General features: G+C 33.3%; 8 protein-coding genes. 1 reads left to right on the plus strand and 7 read right to left on the minus strand.

Going from position 1 to position 12,391, the window contains the following annotated elements:
• Window positions 1-16 precede the first annotated feature (16 nt).
• The 4 genes from AA81_RS06355 to AA81_RS06370 form a co-directional block, all read right to left on the minus strand.
• Complete coding sequence (locus AA81_RS06355; protein ID WP_103898568.1) at window positions 17-2,173, minus strand: GumC family protein; 2,157 nt, start codon at window positions 2,171-2,173, stop codon at window positions 17-19.
• A gap of 109 nt (window positions 2,174-2,282) precedes the next feature.
• Entirely contained in the window at window positions 2,283-4,145 is a 1,863-nt protein-coding gene (locus AA81_RS06360) for a GumC family protein (RefSeq protein WP_169999641.1), read from the minus strand.
• A 121-nt stretch (window positions 4,146-4,266) separates the two neighbouring features.
• Window positions 4,267-7,512, minus strand: a complete 3,246-nt coding sequence (locus AA81_RS06365) for a PD-(D/E)XK nuclease family protein (RefSeq protein ID WP_103898570.1) — start codon at window positions 7,510-7,512, stop codon at window positions 4,267-4,269.
• A gap of 5 nt (window positions 7,513-7,517) precedes the next feature.
• A complete protein-coding gene (locus AA81_RS06370; RefSeq protein WP_103898571.1) occupies window positions 7,518-7,967 on the minus strand; it encodes an early set domain-containing protein in 450 nt (149 codons plus the stop codon).
• A gap of 190 nt (window positions 7,968-8,157) precedes the next feature.
• Here AA81_RS06370 and AA81_RS06375 point away from each other — a divergent pair, with 190 nt between their 5' ends.
• The gene (locus AA81_RS06375; protein WP_103898572.1) at window positions 8,158-9,750 is read left to right on the plus strand and encodes a DEAD/DEAH box helicase; all 1,593 of its coding nucleotides are present in this window, start codon (window positions 8,158-8,160) and stop codon (window positions 9,748-9,750) included.
• 32 nt (window positions 9,751-9,782) lie between these two features.
• Here the strand turns inward: AA81_RS06375 and AA81_RS06380 are convergent, their stop codons facing one another.
• The 3 genes from AA81_RS06380 to AA81_RS06390 are packed head-to-tail and all read right to left on the minus strand — an operon-like array spanning window position 9,783 to window position 12,247.
• Window positions 9,783-10,922, minus strand: a complete 1,140-nt coding sequence (locus tag AA81_RS06380; RefSeq protein WP_103064941.1) for an NAD(P)-dependent malic enzyme — start codon at window positions 10,920-10,922, stop codon at window positions 9,783-9,785.
• Between the two features lie 19 nt (window positions 10,923-10,941).
• Window positions 10,942-11,439, minus strand: coding sequence for a FumA C-terminus/TtdB family hydratase beta subunit (locus AA81_RS06385; protein WP_103064942.1), 498 nt, complete (start codon window positions 11,437-11,439; stop codon window positions 10,942-10,944).
• Window positions 11,426-12,247 carry a fumarate hydratase gene (locus AA81_RS06390; protein WP_103898573.1) on the minus strand — a complete coding sequence of 274 codons (822 nt, stop codon included), beginning with the start codon at window positions 12,245-12,247 and terminating at the stop codon, window positions 11,426-11,428. The genes AA81_RS06385 and AA81_RS06390 overlap by 14 nt, the downstream gene beginning before the upstream one ends.
• Between the last annotated feature and the right edge of the window lie 144 nt (window positions 12,248-12,391).

Here is a 12,391-nt window from a genome sequence, read left to right on the forward strand (position 1 = left end):
ATCCCCTTTATCGCCCTTATGTTCTGGTTTTGCTTCTCCTCCTCCTTTCCTTGCTTTTCTCCCCGTCATCAGAGTAATAATAATAGTAGTAGTAATTAGAAGATTTTTCGTTTACATCATTTATAACCGTTCCAATAAGTTTTAACCCCGATGTTGTTATGTTTTCAATTGCAGCTTTTAAAGTTGGTTTCAAAGTTTGTCCATAACGGGTCACTAATACCAGTCCATCTGAATATCTAGATGCGATCATAGCATCAGGGGCAACCATTATTGGTGGAAGATCAATAATGACCTTATCGTAATACTCCTTGAGTTTATCGAGTAGATCTTTAAATTCATTTGAAGTTAATATAGAGGTAGGATTTGGAGGTAAAGTTCCAACAGGTAAAACAAAAAAGTTATTGAGAGACTCAAACGGCTTCTTTACAGATTGTTCTATAGAAACTCCTCTCAATAAATGGTTAACTAGCCCTACATTCTTACTTTTTAAATTCAAAATCCTTTCAACTCTGGGTCTTCTCATATCGGCGTCTATCAACAAGGTTTTGTTACCGCTTTGGGCGTAAGAAATAGCAACATTGGCAGCAGTCATTGTTTTACCTTCAGCGGGGCCACCACTGGAAAAGGTAATAACATTAGGTTCTTTAGCATTAGAAAAGTTAATATTGGAAGCCAGCATCTTGTAGGCTTCGGAGATTGGTGAGACTGGATCCCTTAATACTATTAATTCATCTTTTGTTTCGTTGTCTACATGCAAATGAGGAATTCTACCAAGAACAGGGTACCCCTTAACTATCATTTTCAATTCATTTTCATCTTTAACCTTTTTATCCAGATACTCGATGAGAAAAACTACAAGTATACCTAAAAAGATCCCTAAAATCCCTCCTATTGCGGCAGTCAGAGTTTTATTTGGTTTAACAGCATTTGGGGAAACAAAGGCAGGGTCTATTATACTTGCAGTCCCAATTACACCTGCTTCAGCAATCTTAGCCTCTTCTAATTTTTCTAAAAGAAGAACATAAAGATTTTCTTTTACTCTTACCTCTCTTTCGTAATTCATAAGTCTTTGCTCCAATGCAGGTAATTGCTTCAATTGGGATTGATATGTGTTTCTTAACGTTGTTAAAGATTGTATTGTGCCTTGAAGAACTTGCTGCCCGGCTTGTTCTTGGATCAATTGTGAATACAAGCTAATATACATTGGATTAGCGGTTTTTACTTGGGAAGTTACAATAGTACTTATCTCATTTTTTAGCATCTCTTGGGCTTGATTCAGCTCTTCCTTTAATCTCAAAACTTCAGGATCACTAGGAGATTTAGTACCTTCCAAGCCTGCGAGCTGAACCTGGATATTAACTATTTGATTTCTTAAATTACTTACGACTGGATTTATCGAAATTGTTTCAGATGAAATGATTTCTTGATCCATACTTTTTAAGGTATCATTCAATGTTTGCAGTCTTATCTTTGTTTCTTCCATTTGGATCTGATAAGTGTTTATCTGTTGATCGAAGGAAACCAGAAATTGTAATATAAATTTTGCCCTTTCATCTAACAAAAAGATATTATTTCCCTCTTTAAAATTTCTGAGATTGTCTTGAGCAGCGTTCAAATCGCGTTCAGCTAGTGGAATTTGCTCTTCTATAAACCTTCTTCTTGCCGTGTACTCGATTTGAGACAAGCTTCTTAACAAATCGTTATACACAATTGCTAAATTATCAGCAATACTTTTTGCAAGTTCCTTGTCTTCACTTTGAACAGATATCCGTACGATATTTGTATCGTTAACAGGTGAGACTGTGATCATTCCTTCGAGAGCACGAACTACACTGTTTCTTGTGACCTCTTGTGGGTTTTCAGCTTTTGCTTGAAAATATTCCATTAAGTTTAAATTGTCGATTACTTTTTCTAGATTTCTTCTACTTTTTATCAATTCAATTTCTGTCGATATCTTAGATGAAGTTATCCCCATCTGTGTACCAAAAATATCTGAAACCGAACTTTGTTGAGAGAGGTCAATATTCATGGTTGTATTTGCTTCATAAATAGGAGTAGTGTTAAAAAGGTAGATTAGGGTAATTACTACCGTTAAAACAACGGTTAAAAAAAACCACCAGAATCTTTTTTTGAATATCTTTAAAATATCCTCGAATGTTAATTCGTTTTCCATATTTAACCCCCTAGGGGAGCTTTAACGTTCTTCATGCAGGAATACTAAATTCTCCCATAAAATCATTATACCAAAATAAATGAAATTTCTTTAATCTTTAGTTGAACTTTTATTTTTTCACATAAACAACGGTGGGATCCTTCTCTTTTTTGAAAATCTCCTTTATATCTTCCAAGTTTGTTGTTTTTTCTTCTATAAATATAATAATCTTTTCTAAATCATCTCTGTATAGTATATAATCACCGTTGTTGAAATTGTCAAACATGATAAAAGCCTCATTAGTGTTTTTAAACTTTTCAAACTTTTCAAATTTTTCTTTGTAATCTTCATTTCCCTTTGAAGTAAAATACTCTGTTTTATTAGGTTTTATGGTATTTAAGATGTTGTAAATTCTTTGAGAAAGGTTCTGGGCAACTGAAAAATTCCCCAAAAATAGCAACCCGAACTTTTTAAAATCTTTTTTATAAACATAATTAACTATTTTCTCAGCATCGTTTGAGTCATCTAAAATAATGTCAGGAACCCCAAATAAACTTTCAAATTCATATAGATCTTTCACTGTTTTATCGCTTGCTTCTCTTACAAAAACACCCAAAATTCCTAAGAATATTGCTAATACCCCTCCAATAGCTAAAGTGAGGGTGGTATTTGGTGATACAGGATTTTCTGGTATGTAGGCTGAGGTTATTACTTTGAATTTGTTATCGTATAGTGATGCCTTCATCCTTTCTTGTTCTAAGGCAGTTAGTAAAGTATTATATCTAGCTTGAAGGATAGTTTGCTGTTGTTTTAACAGAAAATATTCGTAAAGAATGGGAGAGCTTTTCGAAATCTCATCATCTATAACTTGAAGCATGTTTTCATACACCTGCTTGGTCACATCGAATAGTTGGAGTTGTGTAATTATCCCTGTGTATTCGTTAAAAGTTCCCATATCGATCGATGCAAGAAAGTTTAAGTCGTTGGAAAAAATCGCTTCAAGATTCGTTTTCAGTTCGTTTTCTAAAACCGTTATTTCCGCTTCCAAAGCTCCAATTCTTGGAGAACTAGGGGAATTTAATTTTAAAGTTTCTAATTCTATTTTGTCACTTACTAATTTAGATTTTATATCCTTAACAGGCGTGTCTTTTTCTGTGTTTGTTAGTATAAACTCTTTAGTTTCTGGACTCAGATTGAAAATATTATCTTCTATAGCTTGCTTTCTGATTTCTAATTGGTTTTTCTCGGCGTCTAATTTCAGTATATTCATATAGGTTTCTGAGTAATAACTAATTAAACTGTCGAATGTTCCCGATGAAGTTGAGGAAGAGGCTACCAATTTATTTTCAGTTTGGAAATCCAAAACCTCTTTATTTATCTGATCATATTGCTGAGAAACATCTTCAAATAACGTTTCAACTTGATTCAAATAAGACTGTGAATCCTCAAAATAAAGGTTTTTTGCATATTCGGTGTAGTAAGAATATACAAGTGAGACAACCGAAGCAGCCATAGTTGGATCGGAACTTTGGTAACTTATTTCTATCATATTGGTATCTTGAACATTTTGTATATTTATACCTTCTTTTAGTGAATCAATGAGGTCTCTTTCTGTTACTTCTGTGCCTCTTAACCTTGCAATTAATCCTTTGTTTTCATTTGCTTTTTCTACAAGGTTGAGCTCTTTTACAACGTTTGCCAACACCCAATCGGATTTCATCCTTTCAATTTCGGTAGTTAAACCTGAATCAGAGGGTTGGCTGATTCCTAACAAGTTTGCTGCAGAAGACATAGACCCTAAAGAGACACTTGGTTGGGAAGAACTTGATTTGTACTCTATAACCTGCTTTGCTTCATACGTGGGAGTTGCAACGAAAAACAGATAAAACGCTGTTAAAAAGATAGTTAAGAGGAAAATAATTAGAAAAGTCCATTTTCTTCTTTTAAAAATTCTGAGTATGTCTGAAAAGGTTAGTTCTCTTTCTTCTTCCATTTCCATCCTCCAATTTTTAGTTATTTTTTACTGTGTTTAGGCTCTTTTAGCGCCCCTTCGCCCCGCTTCCCACCCTTTATTTTATTCTATGCAAAATATTCTACCATATGGTAGACTTATTTCAAAAGTATTTTTTTATGTTCATAATAAAATCTTTTTTGTACTGCATCAGCTCGCATAAACTTCTGAACTGGCAAGAAGAGCAATCATAATATTTTTCTCCTGTTTTTGCGTTGTTGTATTTATCATGCATTTCCTCTAAGAACCTTCTTATTTGTCTTTCTTTTACTGCTATAGGGGTAAAATTAGATTTATTGATGTTTTGAAAAACTTTCTCTAACCACCTGTAGAATTCATTAATATCAAAAGATACGTATTTTGCTCTAGCCTTATGTTTTTTATATATAATCTTGCCTTTCTGTATTTTTATAAAATTACTATTTTTATGATCTTTCTTCTTTGATACTACTTGAAACTTTAGATACACGTCAGTATTTGCTAATTTGTTTTTCCATTCTTCATTATTTAATAAGGTTAGATAATAAATTAGCAATTGTTCGCTTTGGAAATTTTTTGACCTTTTGTAATCCATAATTGAGTACGCTCCTGGTAATAGCTGATCATCGAATTCATCAAGAAAATATGAGTAGTTACCGTTTAAAAGATCTACCCTGTCTATTCTAGAGGTTAAGTCTACATCATGAAAATTCCCGATATTTATCTTTGAATTTACCTCTAACTCTGTAGCTATAACTTGAGAATAAGTAAGATCTATACCTTTTTTGAAATGGACATACTTTCGATGTATGTCTTCTATGCTTTCTAAAATATCTTCTGTTATTATTTCACTTTCCACGTCTTTTATGGCTTCATAAGTGTGTAAAAAATCGTCTGTATACTCCTCCCAAACATCTTCAATGATATTTTTTATCTCTTCTTTCAATTCTTCTTCGTTAAGAATTTTTTGGGACATAACTTCATAATTTTTGTATTTGGAAAATATTTCTTTCATCACCCTGTGCTTTATAAGTCCATCAAAAAACTTTTCAAAATCTTTATCTCCATTTAATCTGCCTTCAATTCCAAGATAATACTTAAAAGGACAATCCACATAAGTAGTTATTTTTGTATGGCTTAACCGCCCAAGGTCGGTATTTTTATATAATTGCCAGCCTGGATTAGTTATCTCTTTTTTTAATCTTTCAATATCAGTGTGGTGTTTACTTTGTAAAAATTCTTTCTTCCCGTTCAATATGTAATAAATAGTAGCTTCTGCATCAGAGAATATATTCTCGGGATCTTTTGGTAGGATTTCTTTTTTAGAGAGGAACTTATTCGAATATTTGACGTTTTTAAAGTTATTCCTAAACTCTTTTTCGTATGGAGAGGGTAGTATTGGTTCACCACTTAGTTTAGCGTTTGGATATGTAAATACTATATTATCAGCGAAGATCATCGAGATAAACAAGTTTCTTCTACTGATCTTTTCTGAATGCTTGGCGATTGAGGTCCCTTCGTTACTCATAGATGTAATGAAAGGATTGATCTTTATTGAAGGGTAGTTTTCTTCGGTGAAACCGACAATATATTTGTACTTTTTCTTTACAAATCTTGAGTCTTCAAGGCTCATTATTTCTACTGTATTATCGTACCTTTCGGATTCTCTATACGTTTCAATCTGAATAAGAGAAGAAAGTATTTTGTAGAACTTTTCAATTCCTAAATTTTTATTTGACTTTAGAATTTTTTCCAAATTTTCTTCGACGTTGAATACTAGTGTTTCGAAGGCTTTTAATGCATTTAATTGACTCTCAATGGGGAGTACATCCTCGTATGTTTCCAGTATGTTGAAATGAGATAGGTAAGTATCTATCCATTCTTTCACCAACTCTCTGTAATCAGAAACACTGAAGTACCTTTTTCGATCTTTGCTTTTTTGGATATCTTCTAAAAGAGAAAATATGTTTCCAAGACATTTTTTTAATTCCCTTAAGTCTTTGAGTTCTTCACTTATTCTTTCTATTTCTTCTGTACCTTTAAGTTGAGAATTTCTTTTTTCTATTTCTTTCTCAATAGTATTCAGCCATTTTTCTTTTCGGTTTTTGAGTGAGGATTTTTGTATGTCGTAGAATAAGTTTAAATGCTTTAAATAATTTTCTATCTGCTCCATTGTCAGCTCAGTTACTCCTCCGTAACCACTTTCAATCATCGCCAAAATATCTTCAACTTCGCAACCTCTGACCAGTGTTTTAATCGGTTGAAGAAGAATCAAAACTATTTGGCTTTCGTTTAGCGGAACATCGTTTTTGAACCTGTAAGGTACCTTGGCATCTTCCAAATAATCCGCCAATAATTTTGCAGTAGAATTATTGGGAACAACGACCCCCAAATCATCAGGTGAAAGATTTTCACTTATCAATCTTCTTTTTATTTCTTTTGTAAGTGTTTCTATTTCAGAAACATCGTTGTTCATTGGAAAGATCTCAATATTGGTATTTTCAAAAATCCGTTTTAAGCCTTTCCTTTTCGATTGGAACTCAAACCCTTCATTTTTTAAAAAGTTGTGTATGTTAGTTATTGAATCAAAACTTCTGTCTTCTATGTTGACCCAAGTGATAAAATGGACCTCTTCAAATAGATCAAATAAAGCTTTAAGTGTTTTATTAACGGCTGGAGAAATATCAAAAAAACCCGAAATAACGACCCTTTTTCCTATATATTTTTTCCCTTCTTCTTTCAATCTAGTAGGTAAAATCTCATAAAACCATTTGTACACACTAACGGGATCGTAATTTCTTTGATATTTAATAGACATATCGAACTTCGTTTCTAAAATATCTTCGAGTTTTTTTTCTAATTTTGTGTAAAGCATGTACAAATTAGAATTGTTATCTATAGAATCATCAAGCAACTTGTATTCTTCAGCGGATTCAACGATTTCTTCATCTTCAACCCTTGAAATTTCCCATTTTTTCTCAAAAATATCTAATATGTACTCGACCGATTTTTGAGATTTGGATATAACGTTTAGATATTCAGAAAATTCTTCGTCTTTTTTCTCTTCTTCTATTAAATCCATTATCTCATTTTCGATGTATACCTTCAAAAACTCTCTATCCAGTATTACAGATTGTGGTTGGTATGTTTTTAGCGTCTCAGTCACATATTGGTTTATAACCCTGAAGGCATCACGATTTATAGTTTTTTTTGTTTGTGAGGCAATATATTCTGCCACTTGCTTCACATAAAAACCAGAAGGCCCTAGAAACAAAAAGTTCAGAGGGTCTTCGTTGTAAAAAGGAAGTATAAGATCTCCAACGTTTTTAAAATGTTCTGGATTTAAGTCAAACAAATAGACCTTTTTCATTTTTTCTACCAGCTTTCTATTTCGTTTCTCACTTCATCGAAGTTGTATTCAAATTTGTAAGTCCTATTTTCTCTTTCGTTCCCAAAGAAATCCTTTTCTATATAATCATAGTTGCCAAGGTTATATTTGTATTCTATTTCAGTATTTGGAGGCATTCTTAGAGTCAATTGGTAGGTTCCATCATCCATTTTTTCAAACCTATAATTTTCATCTCCCACCAACCAATTGTTGAAGTTCCCCATCATATAAATTGAAGCATCTTCTGGTGTATCTTCTGGAACGGAAGTAATTATAAAAGTGACTTCGAACAAATTTTCATCTTCTTCTGAAAACGAAGGTATTTCTGGGGCTGTTGTAGGAGATGGCTGAGCTGTTGTCGAGGCTTTTTGTGAAGAAAAACCAAAAAGCAAAAGAATTATTGCAAAGGGAAGTAAGATTTCTAAAAACCCTTTCAACTCTTTTTCACCTCTTTCATGTTGTAACTCTGTTTTCAGTTAATTATATCATATTTATTATCTTAATTCACATAAAGATTTTTAAGGTAATTGTTATTTAAATTCTTAAACAAATATCATTTGTTCACGAAACTTATGGTATAATCTAAAAGGTTATTTTGGCCCAAAAAAATAAAAAAGGAGTAAAAACATGACAAAATTTCAACAAATGGGCCTTTCTGATAACATACTCAGCGCGATTGATAGAAAAGGGTACGAAGAACCAACTCCTATCCAAGAAAAGGTTATCCCCCTTCTTTTATCTGGTAAGAATAATGTAATCGGTCAGGCTCAAACTGGTACGGGAAAAACTGCAGCATTTGGTATACCTCTAATTGAAAGATTAGAAGAGAAAGCAAACGACGTTCAAGCTTTAGTATTAACTCCCACGAGAGAGTTAGCTTTACAAGTTTGTAACGAAATCGACTCATTGAAGGGAAACAAAAGATTGAACCTTCTCCCCGTGTATGGAGGAGTTTCAATCGGAAATCAAATCAGAACCCTTAAGAGAAAAGTAGATTTAGTAGTAGGTACCCCAGGAAGAATAATAGACCATTTGAACAGAGGTACTTTAGATATTAGCAAAATTAAGTATTTGGTCATTGATGAAGCCGATGAAATGCTAGATATGGGTTTTATAGAAGATGTGGAGACGATACTCTCAAAAACTAATAAAGAAAAGCAAATTTTGATGTTTTCAGCTACGATGCCTCAAAGGATTATTACCCTTGCTAGAAAGCATATGGGGAATTTTAAAACCGTAACTACAGTTCAAGAAAACAAAGAGGACATAACGGTAAAGAAGGCAAAACAAATTTATTACATGATTTCTGAGTCTGATAAAATAGAACTTTTGAGTAGGCTTATAGATATAGACACTAATTTTTACGGTCTTGTATTTACTAAAACAAAAGTCCAATCAGAAGAAATCGCAAACAAATTAATCAAAAAAGGTTACGAAGCAGAAGCACTAAATGGAGATGTCTCTCAAAATCAAAGGGAAAGAATAATGGACAGATTTAAGAGCAAACGGATAAAAATTTTAATAGCCACAGATGTTGCAGCCAGAGGTATAGATATAGACAATCTTAAATACGTGATCAATTATTCTCTTCCACAAAATCCAGAAAATTACATACACCGTATAGGAAGAACTGCGAGGGCTGGAAATGAGGGTACAGCTATTACTTTTGTCACACCGAGCGAGTATAGAAAATTTATGTTCATCAAGCATTCCTCAAAAGCCTTAATAGAAGAAGCTAAAATACCACAAGCCAAAGATATTGTTAACGCAAAAGTTGAAAAAATAAAAGATGAGATCATATCTAATCTTTCCAAAGATATAGATCCTATTTACGAAATCTTGGCAGAAACAATCTTAGAGGAAACTGACCAAGAGCCGAGTCAAATAATTTCTTCTATTTTAAAGTATTTTTACGGTGGAATCTTGAAAGAAGAAAATTATAGCAAAATAAAAGAAGTTAAAAACTCTTCAAAAAGAAAGGACCAAAGGTTATTTGTTGCATTAGGTAGTTTAAGTAAAATGACACCAAGAAAACTTGCTGAATTCATAGAAAAGGAAACTGGTGTAAATAGAAAAAAAATAAAAGATATACAAATAATGGATAAATTTTCTTTTGTGACAGTTCCTTCCGAACAAGCTGAAGCAATAATAGAGATCTTTAAGCAAAAATCAAATAGAAAAAGACCACTAGTAGTACAAGCTAAGTCCAAAAGAAATTAGAAAGTGAAGTCACAAATGGATTATGGGAACAATTAGTTCGAACTAGAAGCATTTTTAACCGCTTCGTATACGTTCAAATGTAATCTTTTATCATAAGCTTCGGGTAAAATCCTATTAGGAGTAGGAATACATGAATTTGAAATTGCGAGTATTGCAGAATGGAGCATTTTTTTAGTTATTTTTGATTTTTCCTCTATCGCTCCTTTCATTATTCCAGGAAAGGCTATGAGATTGTTGATTTGGTTAGGATAATCTGATCTGCCAGTTGCCACTATACTTGCCCCGAAGCTTTTTGCTAATATTGGATCTATTTCCGGTAAAGGGTTGGCAAGTGCAAATATTATAGGATTTTTATTCATTTTTTTTACCATCTCTTCATTCAAAATATTACCCTTGGATACCCCTACAAACACATCCGCACCAAAAAGAGCAACTGAGAGATTCCCGGTTATATTTTCTGGATTCGTTATCTTTGCTAATTCTTCGTGATATTCATGCAAACAACTTTCTGGAACATTTTTATTCAACACCCCATTCTTGTCAACTAAAACAAGATTTATGACCCCAAAATCCATCAAAAACTTGGCTATATTGTATCCCGCTGCCCCTATACCGTTAATAACAACTTTAATATTTTTTGCTTCTTTGCCCGTTAATTTCAATGCATTCAACAATCCTGCCGTGACTACTACAGCAGTTCCCTGCTGGTCATCATGAAAAACTGGAATATTCATTGTTTTATTCAATTCTTCTAATATTCGAAAACATCTAGGAGCAGAGATGTCTTCTAAGTTTATACCTCCAAACGAAGGTTCTAAGTTCTTCACAATAGAAACAATTTCTTCTGGATCTTGTGTATTCAGGCAAATTGGAAAGGCATCAAGCTGGCCAAAAAGATTAAACAACAAGGCTTTACCTTCCATAACGGGAAGCGCACCATATGGACCTATGTTACCGAGACCTAATACGGCACTTCCGTCTGAAATGATACCAACGGTGTTCCAACGTCTTGTGTATAAAAATGTATTTTCTGGATCTTTAGAGCATTCTTTTGCAACATCTGCTACCCCAGGAGTGTATAGTAGGGATAACGATTCTTCGTTCAAATTGTCAACATTTGAAATTGTCCTGATTTTTCCCTTGAGTATTTTGTGTAATTCTTTTGCGTCCAAGATTAACTCTCCTTAAAAGTTAGAATATCTGACTGCCGTTTGTATCTATTGCCACCATTAAAGGAAAATCCTCCACGTTTATGTTGTAAATAGCTTCGGGGCCTAATTCTGGGAAGGCTAGAATCTTTATATCCTTCACACACTTAGAAAGGTACGCAGCTGCACCACTTGGAGTTATAAAATAAACTCGCTTGTATTTTATACATAACTTTACTGCCAAATCACTTCTTTTTCCCTTTCCAACAGTTCCTAGCACACTTAATTTAAAGATCATTTCAAGATATTTATCCATTCTTTCACTCGTTGTCGGACCTATAGCACCTATCTTAGAGTTCTTTGGAGGATTCGCAGGGCCTGCATAAAATACAATTTTTTCGTTTAAATCTACAGGAAGCTGAGAATTTTTTGAAAGTAATTCTAAAAGTTTTTGGTGGGCAGCATCCCTCATAACTATCAATTCGCCTGTGTATTGTAAGAGTTCTCCGATTCTTAATTTTTCAATTTCATCTATCTTCAAATTTTATCACACCTTTTCTACAAAGGTAACAATCTAAAGAAACCCCAACCGGAAGTGTTGCAATATGGGTGGGAGCGTATTCTACATGTACAGAAAAAACCGAAACCCCTTCTTTTAGTCCTTGAAATCCTATTTTTAAAGTATTTAAATCTTTCAAAAGCGCTTCCTCAAAATCCGCATATACAGGGTTTTGATTTCTTTCTTTGAAACTCTTGGTCAATGCTAATTTGGATAAAACCATTGCTTTATCAGAAGTTCCACCTATTCCTATTCCAACATGTAAAGGCGGACAACCTTTTGCTCCGTTTTCTTTCACATGCCCAATTATTACATCTTTTAATTCTTGGACCCCGATCGATGGCTTTAACATGAACAAGGCTGAGAGATTTTCACTCCCCCCGCCTTTCACCAAAAATTTGATCTCTAAACTCTTCCCAGAGACTTGGAATATGTGTACCACAGGTGGAGTGTTATCTTTAGTGTTTTTTCTTTCAAAAAGGGGATCACTCACCAGTGAAAATCGGAAGGGATTTTCCGTATATACCTTTTCAACCACCTCACTTAACGTGGAAAATATCGGGTCTTCAAGAATAACTTCGTTCCCTAGAAAAACAAAAAATTCAACAATGCCTGTATCTTGACAGAGGGGTAATTTTTCAGCTTCTGCAATCTTATAATTTTCTTTTAGCGCTTGAGAAAACGGACCATTGTATCCGTCTATGTAAGTTTTTACTTCTGGATTTATCGTTTCATTGACCTGTACTATATGGTTTGATAACTTTTCGAATATTTCACGCTTAGATATCATCTCAAAATTTCAAACTCCTTTTTTATAATCGATTACTCTCTTTAGCGATGCTAATTGTTTAATTTCTCAAGCTTCTATATTATCGTCTATTTTTCCATCTTTTTGAAATTTTAACATAAAAATGAAAAATTAAGAATTTTTAAG

The sequence above is a fragment of the Petrotoga halophila DSM 16923 genome (assembly GCF_002924615.1).

Excerpts from the sequence above, each read along its gene's own strand:
- AA81_RS06355 (WP_103898568.1), bottom strand. The coding sequence starts at position 2,173 with ATGGAAAACGAATTAACATTCGAGGATATTTTAAAGATATTCAAAAAA.
- AA81_RS06360 (WP_169999641.1), bottom strand. The coding sequence starts at position 4,145 with ATGGAAGAAGAAAGAGAACTAACCTTTTCAGACATACTCAGAATTTTT.
- AA81_RS06365 (WP_103898570.1), bottom strand. The coding sequence starts at position 7,512 with ATGAAAAAGGTCTATTTGTTTGACTTAAATCCAGAACATTTTAAAAAC.
- AA81_RS06375 (WP_103898572.1), top strand. The coding sequence starts at position 8,158 with ATGACAAAATTTCAACAAATGGGCCTTTCTGATAACATACTCAGCGCG.
- AA81_RS06390 (WP_103898573.1), bottom strand. The coding sequence starts at position 12,247 with ATGATATCTAAGCGTGAAATATTCGAAAAGTTATCAAACCATATAGTA.